Genomic DNA, 22,712 nt, shown 5'->3' on the forward strand with positions numbered 1-22,712 from the left:
GAACCGGCCACCACTTGCAGGCCGCCGCCAGCAGGGATACCTGCTGGCGTAACCTGTTGCCCAATCCGGAGAGACACCGCATGTCCGACTCTTTGCAAGAACTTGCCGCTGCGTTGCTGCGCGCGGCCAGCGACGCCGGAGCAGACGCTGCCGAGGCGCTCACGGTTCAAGGCACATCGCTCTCCATCGACGTGCGCAACGGAACGCTTGAAATGGCGGAGCGGTCCGAGGCGACCGATCTGGGGCTTCGGGTTTTCATTGGCCAGCGATCTGCCATCACCTCCGCCTCGGACAGCAGCGCGACAACCATCGCGGCAATGGCTGAACGCGCGGTCGCAATGGCCCGCGAAGCGCCCGAAGACCCCCATGCTGGTATCGCAGGGTCGGAACAGATCGCACAAACCTGGGACGTCGCCGCACTCGAACTGGCCGACTCAACCCCTGAACCGGATCCTGCCACGCTGGAGCAGGACGCACTGACCGCCGAGGCGGCCGGGCTTGCGGTTGCGGGCGTCTCACAGGTGCAGTCGGCAAACGCCTCTTACGGCGCACAAACCATGCATATGGCGTCGACCAACGGGTTCTCCGGCGGGTACAACCGCACCAGCCGATCGGTGAGCTGCGTGGCCATCGCAGGCACGGGCACCGATATGGAGCGCGACTATGATGGTGACGCGCGGATATTTCAGTCCGATCTGCGCAGTGCGGATGAAATCGGGCGGGTCGCAGGCGAGCGAGCCATTGAACGGCTAAACGCGCGCAAACCGGCCACCGGCAGCTATCCGGTGCTGTTTGACGAACGCATCGCGGCATCGCTTATCGGGCATCTGCTGTCGGCTGCCAACGGTGCGGCGGTTGCCCGTGGTTCTTCGTGGCTTGAGGGCTGTCTGGGAGAACCCGTGCTGCCAGACCATCTGTCGATCATTGAAGATCCGTATCGCGCACGCGCCTCCGGGTCTCGTCCGTTTGATGGCGAGGGGTTGCCCACCACCCGCCGTGCAATTGTGGAAAACGGTGTGCTGACCGGCTGGTCACTGGATCTTTCCAGCGCCCGCAAGCTGGATATGTCGCCGACCGGGAATGCCGCGCGCGGCGTGTCGTCACCGCCGTCCCCGGCCAACTGGAATATCGCACTAACGCCGGGCGAACAGAGCAGAGCCGATCTGATTGCGTCCATGGGGACCGGTCTGCTTGTGACCTCTATGATCGGCAGCACCATCAATCCGAACACCGGCGATTATTCACGCGGGGCCTCGGGATTCTGGGTTGAGAACGGTGAAATCACCCACCCGGTCAACGAATGCACCATCGCGGGCAATCTGCGTGACATGTTGCGCCGGATCATCCCGGCAAACGATGCCCGCCCGTGGTTGTCGCGCGTGGTTCCGTCGCTTCTGGTCGAAGGGATGACCCTTGCCGGCGACTGATCTTGAGCTTTTGATTGACGCGGCACGGGCGGCGGGAAAAGTCGCTTTGGGCTATACTGGCCCGCAGGCACGTCGCTGGGACAAACCGGACGGAGCCGGCCCCGTGACAGAGGCTGATCTGGCCGTCAACGACCTGCTGCACGATACGCTGCGCACGGCCCGGCCCGATTATGGGTGGCTTTCGGAGGAAACCGAGGACAGCGTTGACCGCCTGTCGCGCGAACGGGTGTTCATCGTCGACCCGATTGACGGCACGCGCAGCTTTGCTGAAGGCAGTTCAACCTGGGCGCACGCCATTGCGGTGGCGGAGCGGGGCGTCGTGACAGCCGGTGTGGTCTATCTGCCTAAGCGGGACCTGATGTATGTCGCCGCCACCGGGCAAGGCGCAACCGTCAATGGCAAACCGTTGAAACCATCGCAGACCGGCGATCTGGAGAGCTCCGAGATTTTGGCCAATCGACCAAGCATGGCAGAGGCGAACTGGCGCGATGGCAAGATACCGGGTTTCACACGCGCCTATCGCCCGTCGCTGGCTTATCGCATGGCGACCGTCGCCGAAGGGCGCTTTGACGGTATGATCACCCTTCACCCCTGCTGGGAATGGGATATCGCCGCCGGAGAGTTGATCCTGCGCGAGGCGGGCGCGCTTTGCACCGACAAGACCGGCGCAACGCCGATTTTCAACAATGCACATCCGACCATCAACGGGCTGGTGGCCGGCGGGCGGGAGATACACAGTCTTCTCCGGGCAGGACTTCGCCCATCCTGATGTGCCTTGCCTTGACGGGTGATGCGCATCTCGTAGGCTAGGCTGGTTCCTGTTACTGCGTTTGAACAAAGGATATTGAACATGGTCCAACGCCTTCGTCCTGTGTTACGCGGCGCAGTGGTCGCGTGATCCAAACCGTCGCGCTGTCCAAATGAACCGCTCGCTCGGTCTCGCAGCCTATCGCGCCTTCTCCCGGCGCCAACCTTACAGCGCGTCCACGCAACACCCCGAGCGTCCGCAGGGCGAACTGATCTGGGCCCATGCCACCAATGAACAGCGCTATTCCGCCCTGTGCGATCTCAGCCTGCGCCTTCGCATCATGCGCCCGGAGTTGTATTTGCTCATCACGATCGAACAGGCCCGGTTTGATCCGCCACCGGCTCCGCAGAATGGCTGTGATCACATCGTATCCCTTGAGTCCGACCACCCCGGCACGGCCCAGGCCTTTATCGAACACTGGCAACCGGATCTCTGCCTGTGGACCGGTGGCGACCTGATGCCCAACCTGCTTGCGGCGGCCTCGAAAGTCGAACTGCCGATGATCCTTCTGGATGTTGGCGAAACCGATTTTCCAGCGCGGCGCTACAACTGGTTCCCCGACCTGACTGGTCCCAGCCTCGCCCAATTTGATACTATCCTCGTGAACACCGATGCCACCGCCCAGATGATCCGAAACGTCGGCGTCCCCAATACCCATATCCGTGTCGCGACGCGTCTGCGCAGCTGCGGCACGCCGCCACTCTGCTCGGATGACGAGCTGGCCGAAGTGACCGCCGAGCTTGCCGGACGCCCGGTTTGGCTCGCCGCGCATGTCACAGAGGCAGAGTTCGATGCCGTTCTTGACGCGCATCGGGCGGCGCTCAGGCTGTTGCATCGCCTCGTGCTCGTACTCGTGGTTCATGCGGATGCAGATGCCGAAGCGCTGAAACGCGGAATTTCCGCCCGCAACATGCGCAGCGTCGATTGGGACACCGGTGATGTGGTCGACGATAACACCCAGATCATCCTGTCCCGTGACGCCGACAATTTTGGCCTGTGGTATCGTCTTGCCCCGCTGACCTTCATGGCCAATTCGCTGTCACCCGAGGCAAATGGCAATTCACCGCTGGACGCCGCCGCCCTCGGGTCTGCGATCCTCTATGGCAGCCATGTCGCCGGTCACATGGAAACCTATGCACGCCTTGCGGCGGCAGGTGCCGCGCGAACTGTGCATGATGGTGAATCGCTGGGCAGTGCGGTCGTTCAGCTTGCCGCACCCGATCATGCGGCAACGATGGCGCTGGCCGGATGGAAGGTTGTCACCGAAGGGGCGCACATGACCGATGAGCTTGTCGACATGATCCTTGATCGTCTGGACGGGGCCGGGGCAGATCATGCGCCAACCTGACTTCTGGTTCACAGGTCCAGACACTCCAGACTGGCGCGCGCGGTTGCTGTCACCCTTGGGGCATATCTATGCCGCCGCCACCGCGCGCCGGGTCGCGCGCAAGCCCGTGGCCCGTCCGGACATTCCGGTGATCTGCGTGGGCAATCTGAACGCGGGCGGCACGGGCAAGACGCCGACCGTGATCTGGGTGGTCGAGCAATTGCGCAATGCCGGGCATGAGCCCTTTGTGGTGACGCGCGGATATGGCGGTCGATTGACCGGACCGGTGTCGGTCGACCCGTCAAAACACACCGCTGCGGATACCGGTGACGAACCCTTACTGCTGGCTGCCTTTGCACAGGTCTGGGTGGCCAATGACCGAGCCGCCGGAGCGCAAGCCGCCGCCTTGGCGGGGGCCAGTGTCATCGTGCTGGATGACGGATTCCAGAACCCTGCGGTCGCCAAAGACCTTTCGATCATCGTGGTGGACGCCGCCCAAGGCTTTGGCAATGGCCGTTGCCTGCCTGCGGGTCCCTTGCGCGAACCAGTGAAACAGGGATTGCAGCGTGCCGATCTGGTTTTGTCACTGGGCGACAAGGCCGCGCAGGCGAAATTTGCAACTGAATGGTCCAGCGCATTGAGCGTCCCGCATGTGACAGGCGTGGTTGGACCTTTGCAGACTGGCATGGACTGGACCGACACGCCGGTCCTTGCCTTTGCTGGGATCGGAACGCCCGAGAAGTTTTTTGCGACACTGCGCGATCTGGGTGCCGATCTGCGCCGATGCGAACCGCTGGATGATCATCAGCCGCTGACTTCTGCCCTCATGTCACGGATGGAGACCGAAGCACGTGCTTTGGGCGCGCAGATGGTCACGACCGAAAAGGATGCTGTTCGGTTGCCGCCAGCCTTCAGAAGCAAGGTCATCACCCTGCCTGTCCGGCTGCGGATTGATACTGCAGACGATATCACATCAGAACTTCTCAGGGTTGCTCCGCCGCCGTGATGCAGGGTATCGCGGCCACATCCAATTTCACGGATTTTTTTCCGATATAGCAAATTCTTCTATTTCGGATTGTTTTCCGCTATGGTAGAAATTGAGTCGAACGGAGGTCCAATCATGTCCCAAGCATTCCTGTCACATATCACGGAAACACTCGCCCAGATCGAAGCCGAAGGCATGACCAAGCACGAGCGCCTGATCACGTCGCCTCAAGGCGGTGAGATCGATGTCGGTGATCGCCACGTCATTAACCTGTGTGCCAACAACTATCTGGGGCTGGCTGACCACCCCAATCTCATCTCGGCGGCGCGTGCCGCCATGGACCCGCGCGGGTTCGGTATGGCCAGTGTGCGGTTTATATGCGGGACTCAAGACCTCCATCGCGATCTGGAAAAGCGGCTTGCCGGCTTTCTGGAAACGGATGATTCCATTCTGTTTGCCGCTTGCTTTGATGCCAACGGCGGTGTCTTTGAACCGCTGCTTGGCCCCGAGGATGCGGTGATTTCGGATGCGCTGAACCATGCGTCGATCATCGACGGGATACGGCTCTGCAAGGCCAATCGCTACCGCTATGCCAACTCGGACATGGCCGACCTCGAAGCAAAGCTGAAATCGGCACGCGAAGACGGCGCCCGTCATATCATGATCGCCACCGACGGGGTGTTCAGCATGGATGGCTATCTGGCCAAACTGCCTGAGATCCGCGCGCTGGCCGACCGGTATGACGCCATTCTGATGGTGGATGATTGCCACGCGACGGGTTTCATGGGGCCAAACGGGGCCGGAACGCCTGACCATTTCGGCATCCACGCCGACATCCTGACCGGTACGCTGGGCAAGGCGCTTGGCGGTGCCATCGGCGGTTATGTCGCCGGACCGCAGCCGGTGATCGACCTGCTCCGCCAACGCGCCCGCCCCTACCTGTTCTCCAACTCGTTGCCGCCCGCCATTGTCGCCGCCGGAATCGAAGCGATCCGGCTGGTGGAAAACGGTGCCGATCTGCGTGCGCGCCTGTTCGAAAATGCGCGTTACTGGCGTGCAGGCCTTGAAAATCTGGGTTTTGATCTGCTGCCGGGCGAACACCCCATCGTGCCGGTGATGCTGGGTGAGGCGCAATTGGCACAGGATATGGCCGCTCGCCTGTTTGACGAAGGCGTCTATGTCTCGGGCTTTTTCTTTCCGGTGGTACCGCGCGGGCAGGCCCGCATCCGCACTCAGATGAACGCGGCGCTGACGCGAGATGAACTTGACCGTGCGCTGGGGGCATTTGAAACCGTCGGCAAGGATTTGGGAGTGATCTCATGAAAAATACCATGAAGGCGCTGGAAAAATCGCAAGCTGCCGAGGGGTTGTGGCTGGTTGATGCGCCGGTTCCAGAAATCGGCCCGGATGACGTACTTATCAAGATCAACAAGACCGGCATTTGTGGCACCGATGTCCATATCTGGAACTGGGATGAATGGGCTGAAAAGACCGTGCCAGTGCCGTTGATCACCGGCCACGAATTTGCCGGAGAGATTGTCGAGATCGGTCGCGATGTCGAGGATCTGGAAATTGGCCAGCGGTGCAGTGGCGAAGGTCACCTGATCGGTCACCATTCGCGCCAGGCGCGCGCGGGCAAATTTCACCTTGATCCCGAAACCCGTGGCATCGGCGTCAACGAACAGGGCGCGTTTGCGCAATATCTGCGGCTTCCGGCCTTTAACGTCGTTCCCCTGCCCGATGAAATCAGCGACGATATTGGTGCCATCCTCGATCCCCTTGGTAATGCGGTTCACACCGCGCTCAGCTTTGATCTGGTGGGCGAGGATGTGCTGATCACCGGGGCCGGACCGATTGGCATCATGGCCGCTGCCGTGGCGCGGCACGTGGGCGCGCGGCATGTGGCGATTACCGACATCAATCAGGCGCGTCTTGATCTGGCGGCAAAGGTCGCCGACGTCGTGCCGGTGAACGTCGCGACCGAAGACCTTGGCGCCGTGATCAAACGGCTCGGTATGAAACAGGGCTTTGACGTCGGCATGGAAATGTCAGGCAATCAGCGGGCGCTGGACCAGATGGTCGAGGCAATGACCATGGGTGGACGGATCGCGATGCTGGGCATCCCGCCGGGCAAATCGCCTGTCGATTGGTCGCGCATCGTGTTCAAGGCGATCACCATCAAAGGTGTCTATGGCCGCGAAATCTTTGAAACCTGGTACAAGATGATCGCCATGCTGCAGAATGGGCTGGACGTCAGCGGCGTGATCACCCACCGGTTCGCTGCAAATGACTTTGCCGACGGCTTTGACGCGATGAAGTCAGGTCAAAGCGGCAAGGTTGTGTTGGACTGGAGATGAGCGCTAGCGACTCCATCATCGGGGCCATCGGGCGCACGCCGTCGGTCTGGCTGGACCGGATGGTTGAGGCACGCGGCCTCGAAGGGCGTATTCTGGCCAAGCTAGATTACCTCAACCCCGGATTCTCCAAGAAAGACCGTGCCGCCCGTGGGATCATCGACGCGGCCCGCGCCGATGGTTCGCTCGCGCCCGGACAAACCGTTATAGAACTAACCAGTGGCAATATGGGCACCGGGCTGGCGATTGTATGCACGGTGCTCGGCCACCCGTTTGTTGCGGTGATGAGTCGGGGCAATTCTCCTGAACGGGCACGGATGATGACCGCGCTTGGCGCCGAGGTGGTCTTGGTCGATCAGGCACCGGACAGCATACCGGGCGAAGTCTCGGGAGTGGATTTAGCGCTGGTCGAAGACGAGGCACAGCGCATCACCGCGAACCGTGGCGCCTTTCGCGCCAATCAATTCGCGCACACAGGAAATACACAGGCGCATTTTGACACCACCGGCCCGGAACTTTGGGCCGATAGTGATTGCAGCCTGACCGCTTTCGCTGATTTCGCCGGATCAGGTGGCACATTCGGTGGAACGATGGCAGCGCTACGGCAACGTAACTCATTGCTGCGCGGCTATGTCGTTGAACCCACGGGCGCGGCGGCATTGGCGGGGCAACCGATCACGCAACCGGGGCATCCGATACAGGGCGGCGGCTATGCGATGCCGGAATTGTCACTGTTGGACAGCGACTTAGTGCATGACTACCTCACGATCAGCGGTGAGGACGCAAGGGAAACGACCCGTGCTCTGGCGCGAGAAGAGGGTATTTTCGCCGGATTTTCCGCCGGCGCCAACGTCGCCGCCGCGCTTCAATTACTGGCCGGTCCGGAATCCGGGGGGAGGATCGGGGTCATAATCTGCGACAGTGGCCTGAAATATCTGTCAACCGACCTCTGGGACGCCGGTTAAGGCGTCAAACGAACGCGACCGCCTTTGCTCAACAACCAGCAATCGGTGCCTTCAAACACTGCCGGAACAATCGGTCGGCCATACCCGGCACCGCCGTCCAGATCGATACGATTGCCAAAGTGTTGCGGAAAATCGAGCGCCGTATGCCCGTGCACCACCAGCCATGGGTGTGGTTCCGTGTATTTGAGGAATGGATCCCGGATCCAGACAAAGTCGTCCTCGACCTGATCCTGCAAGGGAACGCCCGGCGCGATACCTGCATGAACAAAGAACAGGCCCCCGCGTTCGTGATAGAGCGGCAGGTTTTTCATATAATCGAGATGCGCCTGCGGTACCGCCTGCTGCGCCTCGGTAAAAAGGCGGGACGACGTTGTGTCCGTCTCGACATCGACCCCAAAGGAAGCCAGTGTCGCAATGCCGCCCAGTCGCGGGTTGAGCCAGCCGATGCCGGACAGGATGCGTTCATCATGCTCTTCGGCTTCGCTGACAAAACGCGCAAACATGCGGTCATGGTTGCCCTTGACGACATGCCAGTTTCGCCCGGCAGCCTGTCCATCCATCAGGCGCTCAATCACGCCCCGACTGTTTGGGCCGCGATCCACGAGATCGCCGAGAAACACGATTTCGGCGTCGTCCCCTCCGTCTGCAGCGATCAGGTCGAGCGCGGCTTCGAGATAGTCAAGTTGGCCATGGATGTCGCCTACGGCGTAGATCGGTTGTGTCATGGGCGTGGGCTAGCGCAGCTGGCCTGCAATGAAAAGCAGAGAGTCCGGCACCGTGATCTGAATACCATGATGCCGCCCGCTGTAATTGGCGGGCGGCATCAATTTTGTACTTTCAGCGCAAGGCGTGATCAGGCGACTTCGAATTCCAGCGGTTTGATCTGACGGAACATGCCGGTGCTGGAGAGCTTTTCGCGCACCGGTGCAGGCACTTCTGCATCGACATACAGCAGGGCAATCGCCTCGCCGCCCTTGTCAGAGCGCCCGAGCGTAAAGTTAGCGATGTTCACGCCGTTTTCGCCCATGGTCTGGCCCAACGTCCCGATGATGCCCGGCACGTCATCGTTGGTTGTGTATAGCATATGCGCCCCGACCTCGGCGTCGATGTTGATGCCCTTGATCTGGATAAAGCGCGGCTTGCCATCGGAGAACACCGTACCGGCGATCGAACGCTCGCGAGTCTCGGTCACCACGCTCACTTTGACGTAACCGTCAAAGGCGCCAGATTTGTCTTGGTTTGTCGTGCTGATCTTGATGCCGCGTTCCTTGGCAACAACCGGCGCGCTGACCATGTTCACATCGGGGTTGGCCTTTTTCATGATGCCGGCCACGACCGAACAGTTCAGCGCATCAAGGTTCATCTGCGCAACACTACCGTCATACAGGACATTGATCGCCTTGATCGGCTCGTCCGTCATTTGGCCGATGAACGCACCAAGATGTCCCGCCAGCTTGACCCATGGCCCCATGACCTTGGCCTCTTCGGCGGTAACGGACGGCATGTTCAACGCGTTGCTTACGGCCCCGGTCAGCAGGTAGTCAGACATTTGCTCGGCCACTTGCAAGGCAACGTTTTCCTGCGCCTCGGTCGTTGCGGCACCCAAATGCGGAGTGCAGACCACGTTGGGCAGACCGAACAATGGGTTCTCGGTGGCGGGCTCCTTAGAGAACACGTCAAACGCCGCCCCGGCGACATGGCCCGACTTCAGCATCTCGGCCAGCGCCTCTTCGTCGACCAGACCGCCGCGCGCGCAGTTGATGATGCGCACACCCTTTTTGGTTTTGGCGAGGTTCTCAGCGGACAGGATGTTGCGGGTCGTATCCGTCAGCGGCACATGCAGCGTGATGAAATCAGCGCGCGCCAGCAGTTCGCCAAGCTCGACCTTTTCGACGCCCATCTTTTGCGCCTTTTCCTCGCTCAGGAAGGGATCATAGGCGACGACTTTCATCCGCAGGCCAAGTGCACGGTCACAGACGATGCCACCGATATTACCCGCACCGATGACGCCGAGAGTCTTGCTGGTCAACTCGACGCCCATGAACTTGGACTTTTCCCATTTGCCTGCGTGCGTGCTGGCAGATGCCTCGGGGATCTGGCGTGCCACGGCGAACATCATCGCGATGGCGTGTTCGGCGGTGGTGATCATGTTGCCAAACGGCGTGTTCATCACGATCACGCCCTTTTTGGAGGCCGCTTCCTTGTCGACATTGTCGGTGCCGATACCGGCACGCCCAACGACGCGCAGCTTGTCCGCATGGCGCAGGATGGTTTCGGTGACCTTGGTGGCGCTGCGGATCGCAAGGCCGTCATATTGGCCAATCACCTCGGCCAGCTTGTCCTTGTCTTTGCCCAGATCGGGTTCAAAATCCACGTCGATACCGCGATCACGAAAGATCTGCACGGCGGTCGGGGACAGTTTGTCAGAGACGAGTACTTTGGGTTTTGTCATTGTCTATGTTCCTCGGATCCAGTCCAAGGCCTCCTGATAAGAGAATTGTGGGGAGGTTCCGGGTCAGGCCCGGAACCGGAAAAGCATGGATCAGGCGGCTTCGCTCAGCGCCTCGACTTCGGCCTCAAACGCCCAGGCAAGCCATGGCAGCATCGCCGCAATGTCCGATGTTTCTACCGTGCTGCCACACCAGATGCGCAACCCAGCGGGTGCGTCCCGATAGGCACCGATATCCAGCGCGATGTTCTCTTGCTCGAGCCGCTTGGCAACGGCCTTGGCAAATGTCGCACCATCATTGATCCGGGCATCGGCAAATTTAAGACACACAGACGTGTTGGAGCGTGTCGCCGGGTCAACCGCGAGGAATTCGATCCACTCGTGCGCCGCAACAAAGTCGGTGATGGCAGCGGTGTTGGCATCCGCACGGGCGATCATGCCGTTCAAGCCGCCGACCGAGCGCGCCCAATCGAGCGCCAGCAGATAGTCTTCGACGCAAAGCATCGAAGGCGTGTTGATGGTCGCACCGGTAAAGATACCGTCGATCAACTTGCCGCCTTTGGTCAGCCGGAAGATTTTGGGCAGGGGCCATGCCGGCGTATAGCTTTCCAGCCGTTCAACCGCACGCGGCGACAGGATCAGCATGCCATGCGCGGCCTCGCCACCCAGCACTTTCTGCCAGGAGAAGGTCGTCACATCCAGCTTGTCCCAAGGCAGGTCCATCGCAAAGGCGGCCGAGGTCGCATCGCACAGCGTCAGGCCAGCGCGGTCTGCGGGAATCACATCGCCGTTCGGAACCCGCACACCGGATGTGGTGCCGTTCCAGGTGAAACATACGTCTTTGTCGAAATCGACGCCCGCCAGATCAACGATCTCGCCATAGTCGGCGGTCTTGACAGTCGCGTCGAGTTTGAGCTGCTTGACCACATCCGTGACCCAGCCGGAGCCAAAGCTTTCCCAAGCGAGCATTTCCACCGGGCGTTCACCCAACAGATTCCACATCGCCATTTCAAAGGCGCCAGTGTCAGAGGCCGGTACGATGCCGATTTTGTAATCCGCAGGGATGCCGAGAATATCGCGGGTTTCCTCAATGGCGGACTTGAGCTTGGCCTTGCCGATCGCTGCACGGTGTGAGCGGCCCAGAGGCGCATCCGCAAGTTTGGTCAGCTCGAAAACGGGGGGTTTGGCGCAAGGGCCAGAGGAAAAACGCGGGTTCGCCGGCCGCGTTGCCGGTTGTACAATAGCCATTATGCTACCCTTCCAGATATAGCGCCCCTCGTTGGGGAGGGGTGTCCCACCGGCGGGAATACGGCCCGTCCCGGCCTTTCACAAGACAAAAAACGTCGCTATAGCGCCGCTTGAACCCTCAAACGCTACTCTTCTGTTGCCTATCGGAAACCTGCCCATGTTTGTCGTTACCCTGCTCAGCAACCCGGACACCTCACGGCTCGAACCGTCACTGGTCGACTCGCTGCGCAATGCCTGGGGCGGGGGCGATGCAATTTGGCTCTGCCCTGATGTCGCGGCGGAGTTTGCGGTCGCCACACAACCGGACAACCAATGGCAGGTCTGGGATGAACTGCAAAAGATGCAGATCGATCTGGTTGTGCAGCCCGCCGATGGGCGCCGTAAGAAAATGCTGCTGGCCGATATGGACAGCACCATGATCCAGCAGGAATGCATCGACGAACTGGCCGACGAGGCAGGCGTTGGTGACCGGGTCAAGGACATCACCGCGCGGGCGATGAACGGTGAACTGGATTTCGAAGGCGCGCTGACAGAACGGGTTGGCTTGCTCGCCGGATTGGACGAGGCGGTTATCGCCAAGGTTCTTGAAACGCGTATTACCCTGATGCCCGGCGGTCCGGTCCTGTTGGCCACGATGCGGGCAAAAGCGGCCTATGCGGCACTGGTTTCAGGTGGGTTCACGGCCTTTACCGGTGCCGTGGCCGCGCAGCTTGGCTTTGACGAAAATCGCGCCAATACCTTGCTGACTGCGGATGGCAAACTGACGGGCGAGGTGCAGCATCCGATTCTGGGCCGCGCCGCCAAGATCGAGGCCCTTGAACAGATCACGGCGCGGTTGGGCATCGCCGAGGCTGATGTGATCGCGGTCGGTGACGGGGCCAACGATCTGGGCATGTTGGGCCGCGCTGGCACGGGTGTCGCGCTGCATGCCAAGCCATCAGTCGCGGCAGAATGTGATGTGCGGATCAACTTTGGCGATCTCACGGCGCTGCTGTATTTGCAGGGATATGCACAGGATGAGTTCGCCGCTGTCTGACGCCCCAAATAATTAACGCTTGCGTTAAATAACAATTCGTTTAATTATCAGATCATGACTGATCTGACACAAACCTTTGCGGCCCTCTCGGACCCGACCCGCCTGTCGATGGTGGAAAAGCTGATGGCCGAAGGCGAGTTGCCCGCCGGAGAGCTTGTTGCCGGTTACCCGATCTCGGCCCCTGCGGTTTCACGCCATCTCAAGGTTCTGCGCGCGGCCGGGCTGATCCGCCAGCGCGCCGCAGGCACCCACCGCTATTATGCCGTCAGGCCCGAGGCAATGCAGACCATTGCCCGCTGGACGATGGATCACCGCAGTTTCTGGGAGGGCAGCCTCAATCGGCTGGACAGCCTTCTGGCGCTGAACCCCGAAACAGAGGACTCACCATGAAAGATACACACGATCTCGAATTCATCCGCGAATACCCCGTCGATGTCGAGCGGCTGTGGGCTGCGGTCACTCGCCCGGACGAAATCGTACAGTGGTTCGGCACCGAAGGTGTGCGCTTGGAAACCTGCGAGATGGATTTCACCAAAACCGGTCCATGGGTCTGTGTCATGGTCGGCAAGGAAAGCGGTGATCCGTTCAAGGTGTCAGGTCAGGTCACGCATGTGCGACCACCAGAATCCGGTGGCGAAGGTTCGGTCGGCTTTACATGGGGCTGGCATGACGGCAACGACAATCGCGGCAAGGAAAGCCATGTCACGTTTGCCGTCGCACCCACCGAAACCGGCGCCCGGTTCACGCTGTCGCATCGTCAGCTCGACACACTGGAATCCTCGCAGAATCATGGCCGCGGCTGGTTGTCGACACTTAACAAACTCGACCAACTGTTGGGCTGAGCCTGCAATTTTCAACCAAGGAGTAAACCAATGCCAAATTTTCTATTCGTTTATCACGGGGGCGGAATGCCCGACACCCAGGAAGAGATCGACAAGAGCATGGCCGCATGGGGAAAATGGATGGAGGTCAACGGGCCCAGCCTGGTGGAACCCGGCAACCCCGTCGGTATGTCCAAAACAGTCAGCGCCTCTGGTGTTGCGGACAACGGCGGTGCCAACCCGGTCTCAGGCTACACGATCATCTCTGCCGATGACATCGACGCAGCCTGCGCCATCGCAAAGTCAAACCCGATGGTCGCGGATGGCTCCGGTTCGGTCGAAATCGCAGAAATCGTCAATATGGAGATGTAGTAAGACGGTTCTGGCCGTCAGCCCAGACCGGCTGACGGTCGGATCACGCCACATACCATGCCCCGTCGATTCAGAATCGGGGCATTCATGAACATCCGCGTTGCCGGATGCTCTGCATCAAGAACACCGAGACCGACGAGAATCGCCGCGATTGTGCATTCGGCGGCCCGTGTCCCGCCATCGACGATCTTGACCGCGATCCCCATGCGCTTTTCCGGGACGATCGCGACATACACCGCCTCGGCCCCGGTTTTGATCGCGACCCGGCCGTCCATCGCACGCATCAGTTCTGTGCACGCCCGCCCCTCGCCTGCGACAAGCTCGGGATGTGCCATCATCGCAGCAGTCAGACTTGCGGCGGCATTACTCTGCCGATCCGACCGATCCTGCGCTGATGCAAAAAACGCCATCGCCCGCGCCAACCCATGCACGGTTGTGGCAAAGTTGGGGGCAGAGCATCCGTCAATGCCATAGCCGGGGCTGTCCAGCTGAGTCGTCTCTTCGATCGCAGTCAGGCTGGCCTGCTGAACCGGGTGATCCACCTCGACGTATTCCGGCCCGGCCCCCATATGCGCGGCGAGGGTCAGAAACCCGGCATGTTTGCCTGAACAGTTGTTATGCACCGGGCACGGGCTTTCATCCGCACGGATCAACGCGTTACGTGCCGGGATATCATCTGGTTCCTGCGCGCCACAGCGAAAGTCATCTTCGCTCAACCCCAGTTGGTCGAGCCACGCGCGCACCCGGTCGGTATGGATTGCCGCACCGTTGTGCGATGCACAGGCGAGTGCCAGTTGCTCACTGCTCAGCCCGAACTTGTCAGCGGCTCCGGAGGTTACAAGCGGGAGGGCCTGCACCATCTTGCAGGACGAGCGCGGATAGATCACCGTATCCGGATCCCCCCAGGACCGGACGATCTGTCCCGTGTCATCGCAGATCACGGCATGGCCCAGATGCAGGCATTCAAGCAGCGAAGCACGCCAAATTTCGGTCATCGGTACAGGATTGGTCACGTCAGTCCTCACAACTTGGCGAAATCCTGCCAAATGGCCTTTCGCTGGTGGTGCAATTTACGATAATGTGTATGTGTCGGCAAGCAGCGGGGCGCGCGTCAAGACGATTGCAAAAATCGCTCGGGCACCCAAGTATTTATTGAGGTCTAGGACAGTCTGGAGGCTGTACACATGAAATCCTATCTTGCCCGCGCAGCGGCGGGCCTGTGTCTGGCCAGTATGGCCACCATCGCGATTGCACAGGATCAGAGCACCAACCGGGTTGCGGCCAAGACAGACTGGAGTGTCTTTGTCGAAGCCGATCCCAAGGAATGCTGGAGCGTTTCTGCCCCTAAGGAAACCGTAAACACCCGTGACGGCCGCGTTGTCGCCGTGCGGCGCAGCGATATCCTGCTGTTCGTGTTCTATCGTCCAGGGGCAGAGGTCAAAGGACAGGTCACCTTTACCGGCGGCTATCCGTTTGCGCCGGGTTCGACCGTCAACATGAACATTTCGGGCAATGAGTTCGAATTGTTCAGCGAAGGCGAATGGGCATGGCCTGCAACCGCCGCGGACGATGCCAAGATCATCACCGCGATGAAGCGCGGCGCCGAAGCGACAATCACCGCCCGGTCCGCGCGCGGCACCCAAACCAAGGATTCGTTTTCGTTGCTCGGGTTCACCGCCGCCCTTGAGGATGCGGAAAAGAGGTGCGGTAGCTGAGCCCGCCACCGCCCAAATTGTACAAGATCGCGGCCTTATCGTACAAACGGTAAGGCCGAATTGTTTTGAAACGAGATGGAATCCCTATATAGGGACGATCTTGCTCTGTAACCCGAAAGTATGCCCATGTCCGCCAACGCCCCGATCACACAGGACGTGATGACCATTCCCCGCAAGCTGCCCGACGGCCCGATCAACCTGATCGGTCTGACCCGCGATGCCATGCGCGATGCGCTGATTGCCCATGGCACCCCGGAAAAGCAAGCCAAGATGCGGGTCGGTCAGATTTGGCAATGGATCTACCAATGGGGTATGCGTGACTTTGCCGAGATGACCAATCTGTCCAAGGCTTATCGAGGCCAATTGGCCGAAGCCTTTGTCATCGAAATCCCCGAAGTGGTCAGCAAGCAGGTCAGCACCGACGGAACGCGCAAATATCTGGTGCGGATCGCTGGCGGACACGAGGTCGAAGTAGTCTATATCCCCGAAGACGGGCGCGGCACGCTTTGCATCAGCTCGCAGGTCGGCTGCACCCTCACCTGTTCGTTCTGCCACACCGGCACACAAAAGCTGGTGCGCAACCTCACGGCGGGTGAAATCATCGGTCAGGTGATGATGGCCCGCGACGATCTGGGCGAATGGCCAGAAGTCGGAGCGCCCAATGTCGAAGGCCGCCTTTTGTCCAATATCGTGCTGATGGGCATGGGCGAACCTCTTTATAACTTTGAAAACGTGCGCGATGCGATGAAAATTGCGATGGACCCCGAGGGCATTCAACTGTCCCGCCGTCGCATCACCCTGTCCACGTCAGGCGTGGTACCTGAAATTGCCCGCACCGCAGAGGAAATCGGCTGTCTGCTCGCCGTATCGTTTCATGCCACCACGGACGAGGTTCGCAACGGGTTGGTGCCGATCAACAAACGCTGGAACATCGCCGAATTGCTCGACGCGCTACGCGCCTATCCAAAGGTCAGCAATTCGGAACGCATCACCTTTGAGTATGTGATGCTCAAGGACGTGAACGACAGCGACGAAGACGCGCGGCGGTTGATCGAGTTGATCAAAGGCATTCCGGCCAAGATCAATCTGATTCCGTTCAACGAATGGCCCGGCGCGCCTTACACACGGTCCTCCAACAATCGCATCCACGCCTTTGCCGACATCATCCACGAGGCAGGATATGCCAGCCCGATCCGAAAACCGCGCGGCGAAGATATCATGGCCGCCTGCGGACAGTTGAAATCTGCCACCGAGCGGGCGCGCAAGTCCCGAGCACAGATCGCGTCCGAAGCCGGTCTCTGATCCCTGACGCTCTAGCATGCGCTACCCAAAACGATTCGGCGAGTAACCAACCGCGTTCCAACGGCTGTAGCGCGTCAGATCAAACCCGCTCGATCGCAATCGCCGTGCCTTCACCACCACCGATGCAGATGGCCGCGATTCCACGTTTGAGGTCGCGTTTTTCCAAAGCGTTCAGCAAGGTAACCATGATCCGTGCGCCAGAGGCTCCAATCGGGTGCCCCAATGCGCACGCGCCGCCGTTGACGTTCACAATGTCGCGCGGCAGGCCCATCTCATGCATGAAGGCCATGGGAACCACGGCAAAGGCTTCGTTCACTTCCCACAGATCGACGTCGCCCTTTTCCCAACCCAGCCGGTCGAGCAATTTCTGCGCAGCAGGCACCGGCGCTGTCGTGAACAGCGACGGAGCCTGCGCATGCGAGGCATGGCCCAGAATGCGGGCGCGGATTGTCAGGCCATTGGCTTCTGCATGTTCACGCGAGGACAGGACCAGCGCCGCCGCGCCATCCGAGATCGACGAACTGTTGGCGGCAGTGACCGTGCCGCCCTTGCGAAACGCCGGTTTCAGCATCGGAATCTTTTCAGGCCGCGCCTTGGCGGGTTGTTCATCGCGCGTGATGACCTCTTCGCCAGTCCGCGCATGTACGGTGAACGGTGCGATTTCATCGTCAAAAGCACCGCTTCGTTCCGCCGCAAGCGCATTGTCGAGCGAGGCGATCGCATATTGATCCTGTGCTTCGCGGGTGAATTGAAACGATTCGGCGCAATCTTCGGCAAAGGTGCCCATCAGACGGCCTTTGTCATAGGCATCCTCCAGCCCGTCGAGGAACATATGATCCACAACTTCGCCGTGGCCAATACGGGCACCGCCACGCATCTTGGGCAGAATATAAGGCGCGCGCGACATGCTCTCCATACCGCCGATCGCCATGAGGTTCGTATGACCCAAGGCGATCTGATCAAAACCGATCATCGCGGCCTTCATTCCCGATCCGCACATCTTGTTGAGCGTGGTGGCCGGCACCTCTTCTCCAAGACCGGCGGCAAAACCTGCCTGACGCGCAGGCGCCTGACCCTGGCCAGCGGGCAGAACGCACCCCATCAACACCTCTTCGACGGTATCGGCACCGGCACCCTTTAGGGCCGCCCTGATCGCGGACCCGCCCAGATCCGCCGCCTGAACACTGTCAAACACGCCCTGAAACCCACCCATCGGTGTGCGCGCCGCGCCGCTGATGACAACCTCGTTCATGATAATCCCTCCAATGCCTGCTGGTTGCATACCGAATGGTAAGGATTGCCGTCTAGCGTTACTTGCACGTTTCTACCCCCGAGATGGAGTAAACTGGTGAGTCTGACCAGCACAGCAACCGACACCGCCAAGATCATTACCGTCAATGCCTCCCGAATTGACGCGGCAATGGCGATCCAGTTCAAGGAAGACATGCGTGAACATGGGGCCAATGGTCCGGCGCGTGTCATACTCGACCTGTCTGCCGTCGACTTCATCGATTCCAGCGGGCTCGGCGCGATTGTTGCCGCGATGAAGCAGCTTGGCGATGAACGCAGACTGGACCTCGCCGGTCTGACCCCAACGGTTGAAAAGGTGTTTCGACTGACGCGGATGGACACGGTGTTCAACCTGTTTGCCTCGCTGGATGAGGCAATATCAACAGAGGCGAGCTGATCCAGCGGAGTGATCTGAGGTGAGCGGGACGCACGCAGGATTTACACAAGAATTTGCCGCGACCGTGCAAGGCACGCGCGGCGCACTGGCTGAAATCATGACGCGATTACGCGCAATCGGCGTGACCGATCAGCAATCGGGCGCAGTGGAAATCACGCTCGCCGAAGCGGTGAACAATATCGTCGAACACGCATATCATGATGTCGATTCAGGTATGGCCCTGATCCGGGCACGGGTCTCTGACAATGTGCTGTGGGTGCTGTTGGTCGATGAAGGTACGGAACTGCCCGGCGCGGGATTACCCGATGGCAAGCCCGCCAATATCGGCACGACGCGTGACGATCTGCCCGAGGGTGGGTTCGGCTGGTTCATGATCCGCGCGCTCACCCGAAACGTCAGGTACAGGCGCTGGCAAGATCGAAACCATCTGCGGCTTGTGTTCGATCTGATACCGGAGGTGAGATAGGTCTCTGATGCTCTAATCTGGCATGGCAAGATCATGCGCCAGACATATCATCTCCAGTGGTGATTGGCGCGTACCAAACCACCGCCGCCCCAAAATGGCCCAAATGCCACCCAACCGCTGACCAAAACGAACTGCAAAAGGAAAGGGTAGCTGCATATAGCTTCCCTTGGTGCCACGTGTCATAGCCCCCACCCAGTACGTGGCACCAAGGAATTTGCAGCGAAACTCTCCCCCGATATTGGCATTCCCCAACTCGCCGCATAGGCTCTGCTGGCAATTTGGAGAAACATGATGCGCGATTTTCAGGTTCCTGGACGCTCTGTCGTTCTCAGCACGAACGGCATGTGCGCCACGTCGCACCCGCTGGCGGCACAAACCGCTGTGGACATCCTCAAGCGCGGCGGCAACGCAATGGACGCGGCCATCGCCGGTGCGGTGTTGCTGGGCATCTGCGAACCTCAGATGACGGGGATCGGGGGGGACTGCTTTGTGCTCTATTCCCCTGCCGGCAGCGACGACGTTCTGGCACTGAACGGCTCTGGAAAGGCACCTGCGGCCGCGAATGCCGAACGCTTGCGCAGCGCGGGATTGAACGCAATCGAGCAAGGCAGTCCAGATGCCGTGACTGTCCCCGGCGCGATGGATGCATTTTGCCATTTGTCCGAAACGGTGGGCGTTTTGGGTCTGGATGCAATCCTGCAACCGGCGATCCACTATGCCGAAAACGGAGTGCCGGTTGCGCCGCGCGTCTCCTTTGACTGGGGCAATGACGCAGCGATCCTGAACGCACGTGCGCGTGAAACCTATCTTGTAAACGGCGCGGTGCCAAAACCGGGCGAGATGTTTTGTGCACCGGGTCAGGCCGACGTGTTGCGCCGGGTGGCCAAACACGGGCGCGATGCATTTTATACCGGAGAGATCGCCGAGGACATGGTCAACACACTGACCGCGTTGGGCGGCGTGCACAGCCTTGACGATTTTGCCGCCACCGCCTGCGAAGCGACGACACCCGTCAGCGGAAACTATGGCGGGGTCGAACTGGTAGAGCATCCGCCGAACGGCCAAGGCGCCACTGCCATCCTGATGCTGAATATCCTGTCGCATTTCGACATTGCGGCGATGGACCCAATGGGAGCCGAACGCGCCCATATCGAGGCCGAGGCTGCGAAACTGGCCTATGACACACGCAACCGGTTTATCGCAGATGCACGCCACACCGAACGGCTGGACCACATGCTCGCCCCTGAAACCGCCGCCGCGCTTGCGGCGCTGATCCGGCGCGACACGGCCATGCCCGCCGCTGCTCCGCTAACGGAATCGGTGCACAAGGACACGATTTATATCACTGTGGTCGACAAGGACCGGATGGCTGTTTCCCTGATCTATTCCGTCTTTCACGGATTCGGCTCTGGGATAGCGACCGACAAGTTCGGGATATTGTTCCAGAGCCGCGGGGCTGGATTTACCTTGAAAGAGGGCCACCCGAACGAACTGGGCGGCGGCAAGCGTCCGATGCACACGATCATCCCGGGGATGTTGCGCGAAAACGGGCGTGTGATGATGCCGTTTGGCGTGATGGGTGGGGCCTATCAACCCAACGGACACGCCCGTTTTGTCAGCAACCTGCAGGATTTTGGGATGGGGCTGCAAGAGGCTCTGGATGCGCCGCGATGCTTTTCGGATGCGGGCGATATGAAAGTCGAACGCGGGTATTCCGATGCCGTGCGGCAACAGCTTTCCGATCTGGGCCATGCGGTTTCGATACCGGACACGGCAATTGGCGGGGCGCAGGCAATCCGGATAACCGAGGATGGTATTCTGGAAGGCGCAAGCGATCCGCGCAAGGATGGCTGTGCGCTCGGCTACTGACCTGCTGTTTGGCGGTCAGTTCAGCTGAAAATGCAGCGGATAGGACCCGTCTTCGAAGGGGCCGAACATGTCGGGGATGTCGGGGTGATCAACCGGCTCTCCGGAGTAGTCCGCGACGAGGTTCTGCTCTGAGACATAAGCCACGTAGTAGGATTGATCGTTTTCCGCGAGCAGGTGGTAAAAGGGTTGGTCGCGCACAGGACGACTTTCCTCGGGGATGGCTTCATACCATTCCTCGGTATTTGCGAACTCGGGGTCAACGTCAAACACAACACCGCGAAACGGGTGCTTCTTGTGACGGACAACCTGACCGAGATGATATTTTGCGCGCGTTCTCAGCATAGTAATGGTGCCCCTACCCGTCCTAATTAACCTTTTCAAGTCGCGCTTGTCCAATAAATGCATTCAAAATCAAAGAAACAGTCTGTGAACGGCGAATTGACAGTCAGCTTTGCCTGAACTCTCAACACCGACCGCAAGCAAGGGGTGTCACAGACGCAAAGACTTGCCGATACCCAGACGGATCACGTGGAATTGTGATTCCATACCTCACCGTTTTCCGATAGGGTTTGACCAAAAAGGCAAGAGGCAGATGAGCAGAACTCTTCGCGCGATGATGCTGTTGCTGATTCTGGCATCCTGTGGTGGTGGGCACGAGCCGCCCCCGCGCAATATGGATGACGCATGCAGCATCGCGACACAGCGCCCGAAATACGTCAAGGCGTTCAAAGCGACCGAGCGTCGCTGGGGCGTCCCGATGCATGTGCAGATGGCGACGATCTATCAGGAAAGCCGCTTTCGCGGTAATGCGCGCACCCCATACAACTATGTTCTCGGCGTCATTCCGATGGGTCGTCAAAGCAGCGCATATGGCTATAGCCAGGCGCTGGATGGCACATGGGATGACTACCGCAGCCAGACCGGCCGCCGCAGCGCCAAACGTGACCGGATACGCGATGCGACCGACTTTATGGGATGGTACATGAACCAGAGCCGCGAAAAGAACGGCATTGCCCTGACCGATACCAGAAACCAGTATCTGGCCTATCACGAAGGACAAAACGGATTTGCGCGCGGAACCTACAAGAACAAGAGCTGGCTGATGCGTGTCGCTGATCAGGTTCACGACCGGTCAAACATTTACGCCGCGCAGCTCGCGAACTGCAAATCCGCAAGGTAGCGGCACGGGCGGTCCCTATCGGGCCGCCCTTCGCTTCAGCGAGTTTACCGGTTCGAACCGCCACCGCCCTGCGAATTAAAGAGCGAGCTCCCAAGTTTCTGCCCCTTGGTCAGCGCGCCCAGCACCACGGTGGTCTGGCTACCGGCTCCGTCGTGGATGACCCAACTGCGCAGTTCCAGTGGGCTGCCCGCAAACTTGAGGTCGATACGCCCATAGTCGGGATTTTTGGGGTCCTGTGCGGTCACCACTGTCGACTTGCCGTCAAAGCTGTGCCCGACGACCATGTTCGCCTGACCAAGGTTCACGCGGCGGTCGAGGATGATCGACAAGGGGGTGCGCTTGAGCGGATAGCTTTCAGGCGGCTGGTTCGATTTTGGGTCATGGATCACCACCGCCCCCGATCCGGCCACCACAGTTGCACCATTGGGCGGATCATATTCAAACCGCATCCGCCCGGGCCGATGCAGATAGAGTTGCCCGGTCGATTGACTGCCATCGTCGTTGTATTGCGTGAACGGGGCCGTGACCGTCGTCAGCCCGTTCAGATAATTGGAAATCGTGGACAACGGCACCTTGCCCTGCGCCATGACCGATGTTGCCGATACAGTCAGGACGAGCCCAACAAGAAGCTTTACCATAGTATTCATAGTGGGCAGATAACCTCGCCTGTTCGTCGATACATCCCCTGACCTGTCACATCG

Annotated in this window: 24 protein-coding genes; 17 read left to right on the plus strand and 7 right to left on the minus strand. The window is 59.9% G+C overall.

Annotated elements, in window-relative coordinates:
- Nucleotides 1–80: 80 nt before the first annotated feature.
- The 7 genes from ABJO75_RS05600 to ABJO75_RS05630 all read left to right on the plus strand — a co-directional run bounded on the left by ABJO75_RS05600 (nt 81) and on the right by ABJO75_RS05630 (nt 7,866).
- Nucleotides 81–1,427, plus strand: coding sequence for a TldD/PmbA family protein (locus tag ABJO75_RS05600; RefSeq protein WP_348135128.1), 1,347 nt, complete (start codon nt 81–83; stop codon nt 1,425–1,427).
- Nucleotides 1,414–2,196, plus strand: a complete 783-nt coding sequence (locus tag ABJO75_RS05605) for a 3'(2'),5'-bisphosphate nucleotidase CysQ (protein WP_348135130.1) — start codon at nt 1,414–1,416, stop codon at nt 2,194–2,196. Before ABJO75_RS05600 ends, ABJO75_RS05605 begins: the two co-directional genes overlap by 14 nt.
- A 151-nt stretch (nt 2,197–2,347) precedes the next feature.
- Nucleotides 2,348–3,583: a glycosyltransferase N-terminal domain-containing protein gene (locus tag ABJO75_RS05610; protein ID WP_348135132.1), complete on the plus strand. Its 1,236-nt coding sequence runs from the start codon at nt 2,348–2,350 to the stop codon at nt 3,581–3,583.
- On the plus strand, nt 3,570–4,568 hold the full coding sequence (lpxK, locus tag ABJO75_RS05615; protein ID WP_348135134.1) for a tetraacyldisaccharide 4'-kinase: 999 nt from the start codon (nt 3,570–3,572) through the stop codon (nt 4,566–4,568). The genes ABJO75_RS05610 and lpxK overlap by 14 nt, the downstream gene beginning before the upstream one ends.
- A gap of 114 nt (nt 4,569–4,682) precedes the next feature.
- Nucleotides 4,683–5,870: a glycine C-acetyltransferase gene (locus ABJO75_RS05620; RefSeq protein ID WP_348135136.1), complete on the plus strand. Its 1,188-nt coding sequence runs from the start codon at nt 4,683–4,685 to the stop codon at nt 5,868–5,870.
- The gene (tdh, locus tag ABJO75_RS05625) at nt 5,867–6,904 is read left to right on the plus strand and encodes an L-threonine 3-dehydrogenase (RefSeq protein ID WP_348135138.1); all 1,038 of its coding nucleotides are present in this window, start codon (nt 5,867–5,869) and stop codon (nt 6,902–6,904) included. The genes ABJO75_RS05620 and tdh overlap by 4 nt, the downstream gene beginning before the upstream one ends.
- Entirely contained in the window at nt 6,901–7,866 is a 966-nt protein-coding gene (locus ABJO75_RS05630; RefSeq protein ID WP_348135140.1) for a cysteine synthase family protein, read from the plus strand. Before tdh ends, ABJO75_RS05630 begins: the two co-directional genes overlap by 4 nt.
- Here the strand turns inward: ABJO75_RS05630 and ABJO75_RS05635 are convergent.
- The 3 genes from ABJO75_RS05635 to ABJO75_RS05645 all read right to left on the minus strand — a co-directional run bounded on the left by ABJO75_RS05635 (nt 7,863) and on the right by ABJO75_RS05645 (nt 11,563).
- On the minus strand, nt 7,863–8,591 hold the full coding sequence (locus tag ABJO75_RS05635) for a metallophosphoesterase family protein (RefSeq protein ID WP_348135142.1): 729 nt from the start codon (nt 8,589–8,591) through the stop codon (nt 7,863–7,865). The genes ABJO75_RS05630 and ABJO75_RS05635 overlap by 4 nt on opposite strands.
- Before the next feature lie 128 nt (nt 8,592–8,719).
- The gene (gene serA, locus ABJO75_RS05640; protein ID WP_348135144.1) at nt 8,720–10,318 is read right to left on the minus strand and encodes a phosphoglycerate dehydrogenase; all 1,599 of its coding nucleotides are present in this window, start codon (nt 10,316–10,318) and stop codon (nt 8,720–8,722) included.
- Between the two features lie 90 nt (nt 10,319–10,408).
- A complete protein-coding gene (locus tag ABJO75_RS05645; protein ID WP_348135146.1) occupies nt 10,409–11,563 on the minus strand; it encodes a phosphoserine transaminase in 1,155 nt (384 codons plus the stop codon).
- 157 nt (nt 11,564–11,720) lie between these two features.
- Between ABJO75_RS05645 and serB the strand changes: the two genes are divergently transcribed.
- Genes serB through ABJO75_RS05665 form a run of 4 tightly spaced genes read left to right on the plus strand, consistent with a single transcriptional unit; the run spans nt 11,721 to nt 13,792 of the window.
- Nucleotides 11,721–12,599, plus strand: coding sequence for a phosphoserine phosphatase SerB (gene serB / locus ABJO75_RS05650; protein ID WP_348135147.1), 879 nt, complete (start codon nt 11,721–11,723; stop codon nt 12,597–12,599).
- 54 nt (nt 12,600–12,653) lie between these two features.
- On the plus strand, nt 12,654–12,989 hold the full coding sequence (locus tag ABJO75_RS05655; RefSeq protein WP_348135149.1) for a metalloregulator ArsR/SmtB family transcription factor: 336 nt from the start codon (nt 12,654–12,656) through the stop codon (nt 12,987–12,989).
- A complete protein-coding gene (locus ABJO75_RS05660) occupies nt 12,986–13,441 on the plus strand; it encodes an SRPBCC domain-containing protein (RefSeq protein ID WP_348135151.1) in 456 nt (151 codons plus the stop codon). The genes ABJO75_RS05655 and ABJO75_RS05660 overlap by 4 nt, the downstream gene beginning before the upstream one ends.
- 30 nt (nt 13,442–13,471) lie before the next feature.
- The gene (locus tag ABJO75_RS05665) at nt 13,472–13,792 is read left to right on the plus strand and encodes a hypothetical protein (protein ID WP_348135153.1); all 321 of its coding nucleotides are present in this window, start codon (nt 13,472–13,474) and stop codon (nt 13,790–13,792) included.
- Between the two features lie 17 nt (nt 13,793–13,809).
- Here ABJO75_RS05665 and ABJO75_RS05670 read toward each other — a convergent pair whose 3' ends face one another.
- Nucleotides 13,810–14,805 (minus strand): asparaginase, encoded by a 996-nt coding sequence (locus ABJO75_RS05670; protein WP_348135155.1) that lies wholly within the window; start codon nt 14,803–14,805, stop codon nt 13,810–13,812.
- 171 nt (nt 14,806–14,976) lie between these two features.
- On the opposite strand from ABJO75_RS05670, the gene ABJO75_RS05675 reads away from it, so the two are divergent.
- On the plus strand, nt 14,977–15,507 hold the full coding sequence (locus ABJO75_RS05675; protein WP_348135157.1) for an invasion associated locus B family protein: 531 nt from the start codon (nt 14,977–14,979) through the stop codon (nt 15,505–15,507).
- A gap of 126 nt (nt 15,508–15,633) precedes the next feature.
- The gene (rlmN, locus tag ABJO75_RS05680) at nt 15,634–16,809 is read left to right on the plus strand and encodes a 23S rRNA (adenine(2503)-C(2))-methyltransferase RlmN (protein WP_348135158.1); all 1,176 of its coding nucleotides are present in this window, start codon (nt 15,634–15,636) and stop codon (nt 16,807–16,809) included.
- A gap of 79 nt (nt 16,810–16,888) precedes the next feature.
- Here the strand turns inward: rlmN and ABJO75_RS05685 are convergent, their stop codons facing one another.
- A complete protein-coding gene (locus ABJO75_RS05685; protein WP_348135160.1) occupies nt 16,889–18,061 on the minus strand; it encodes an acetyl-CoA C-acyltransferase in 1,173 nt (390 codons plus the stop codon).
- 96 nt (nt 18,062–18,157) lie between these two features.
- Between ABJO75_RS05685 and ABJO75_RS05690 the strand changes: the two genes are divergently transcribed.
- From ABJO75_RS05690 to ABJO75_RS05700, 3 genes are all read left to right on the plus strand, one after another.
- Nucleotides 18,158–18,496: an STAS domain-containing protein gene (locus ABJO75_RS05690; RefSeq protein WP_348135162.1), complete on the plus strand. Its 339-nt coding sequence runs from the start codon at nt 18,158–18,160 to the stop codon at nt 18,494–18,496.
- A 19-nt stretch (nt 18,497–18,515) separates the two neighbouring features.
- Nucleotides 18,516–18,962, plus strand: a complete 447-nt coding sequence (locus tag ABJO75_RS05695; RefSeq protein WP_348135164.1) for an ATP-binding protein — start codon at nt 18,516–18,518, stop codon at nt 18,960–18,962.
- A gap of 291 nt (nt 18,963–19,253) precedes the next feature.
- A complete protein-coding gene (locus ABJO75_RS05700) occupies nt 19,254–20,831 on the plus strand; it encodes a gamma-glutamyltransferase family protein (protein WP_348135166.1) in 1,578 nt (525 codons plus the stop codon).
- Between the two features lie 15 nt (nt 20,832–20,846).
- Here the strand turns inward: ABJO75_RS05700 and hspQ are convergent, their stop codons facing one another.
- Nucleotides 20,847–21,173, minus strand: a complete 327-nt coding sequence (hspQ, locus tag ABJO75_RS05705; protein WP_348135168.1) for a heat shock protein HspQ — start codon at nt 21,171–21,173, stop codon at nt 20,847–20,849.
- A gap of 250 nt (nt 21,174–21,423) precedes the next feature.
- Here hspQ and ABJO75_RS05710 point away from each other — a divergent pair, with 250 nt between their 5' ends.
- Entirely contained in the window at nt 21,424–22,011 is a 588-nt protein-coding gene (locus ABJO75_RS05710) for a lytic transglycosylase (protein WP_348135170.1), read from the plus strand.
- Between the two features lie 44 nt (nt 22,012–22,055).
- Here ABJO75_RS05710 and ABJO75_RS05715 read toward each other — a convergent pair whose 3' ends face one another.
- On the minus strand, nt 22,056–22,649 hold the full coding sequence (locus tag ABJO75_RS05715) for an outer membrane lipoprotein carrier protein LolA (protein WP_348135294.1): 594 nt from the start codon (nt 22,647–22,649) through the stop codon (nt 22,056–22,058).
- Between the last annotated feature and the right edge of the window lie 63 nt (nt 22,650–22,712).

This window comes from Sedimentitalea sp. (assembly GCF_039973035.1).
In the GTDB taxonomy this organism is placed as follows: Bacteria; Pseudomonadota; Alphaproteobacteria; order Rhodobacterales; family Rhodobacteraceae; genus Sedimentitalea.

Excerpts from the sequence above, each read along its gene's own strand:
- ABJO75_RS05700 (WP_348135166.1), top strand. The coding sequence starts at position 19,254 with ATGCGCGATTTTCAGGTTCCTGGACGCTCTGTCGTTCTCAGCACGAAC.
- ABJO75_RS05655 (WP_348135149.1), top strand. The coding sequence starts at position 12,654 with ATGACTGATCTGACACAAACCTTTGCGGCCCTCTCGGACCCGACCCGC.
- ABJO75_RS05610 (WP_348135132.1), top strand. The coding sequence starts at position 2,348 with ATGAACCGCTCGCTCGGTCTCGCAGCCTATCGCGCCTTCTCCCGGCGC.
- rlmN (WP_348135158.1), top strand. The coding sequence starts at position 15,634 with ATGTCCGCCAACGCCCCGATCACACAGGACGTGATGACCATTCCCCGC.
- ABJO75_RS05600 (WP_348135128.1), top strand. The coding sequence starts at position 81 with ATGTCCGACTCTTTGCAAGAACTTGCCGCTGCGTTGCTGCGCGCGGCC.
- ABJO75_RS05710 (WP_348135170.1), top strand. The coding sequence starts at position 21,424 with ATGAGCAGAACTCTTCGCGCGATGATGCTGTTGCTGATTCTGGCATCC.
- ABJO75_RS05635 (WP_348135142.1), bottom strand. The coding sequence starts at position 8,591 with ATGACACAACCGATCTACGCCGTAGGCGACATCCATGGCCAACTTGAC.
- ABJO75_RS05645 (WP_348135146.1), bottom strand. The coding sequence starts at position 11,563 with ATGGCTATTGTACAACCGGCAACGCGGCCGGCGAACCCGCGTTTTTCC.
- ABJO75_RS05675 (WP_348135157.1), top strand. The coding sequence starts at position 14,977 with ATGAAATCCTATCTTGCCCGCGCAGCGGCGGGCCTGTGTCTGGCCAGT.
- tdh (WP_348135138.1), top strand. The coding sequence starts at position 5,867 with ATGAAAAATACCATGAAGGCGCTGGAAAAATCGCAAGCTGCCGAGGGG.
- serB (WP_348135147.1), top strand. The coding sequence starts at position 11,721 with ATGTTTGTCGTTACCCTGCTCAGCAACCCGGACACCTCACGGCTCGAA.
- ABJO75_RS05665 (WP_348135153.1), top strand. The coding sequence starts at position 13,472 with ATGCCAAATTTTCTATTCGTTTATCACGGGGGCGGAATGCCCGACACC.
- serA (WP_348135144.1), bottom strand. The coding sequence starts at position 10,318 with ATGACAAAACCCAAAGTACTCGTCTCTGACAAACTGTCCCCGACCGCC.
- ABJO75_RS05685 (WP_348135160.1), bottom strand. The coding sequence starts at position 18,061 with ATGAACGAGGTTGTCATCAGCGGCGCGGCGCGCACACCGATGGGTGGG.
- hspQ (WP_348135168.1), bottom strand. The coding sequence starts at position 21,173 with ATGCTGAGAACGCGCGCAAAATATCATCTCGGTCAGGTTGTCCGTCAC.
- lpxK (WP_348135134.1), top strand. The coding sequence starts at position 3,570 with ATGCGCCAACCTGACTTCTGGTTCACAGGTCCAGACACTCCAGACTGG.
- ABJO75_RS05630 (WP_348135140.1), top strand. The coding sequence starts at position 6,901 with ATGAGCGCTAGCGACTCCATCATCGGGGCCATCGGGCGCACGCCGTCG.
- ABJO75_RS05620 (WP_348135136.1), top strand. The coding sequence starts at position 4,683 with ATGTCCCAAGCATTCCTGTCACATATCACGGAAACACTCGCCCAGATC.
- ABJO75_RS05715 (WP_348135294.1), bottom strand. The coding sequence starts at position 22,649 with ATGGTAAAGCTTCTTGTTGGGCTCGTCCTGACTGTATCGGCAACATCG.
- ABJO75_RS05660 (WP_348135151.1), top strand. The coding sequence starts at position 12,986 with ATGAAAGATACACACGATCTCGAATTCATCCGCGAATACCCCGTCGAT.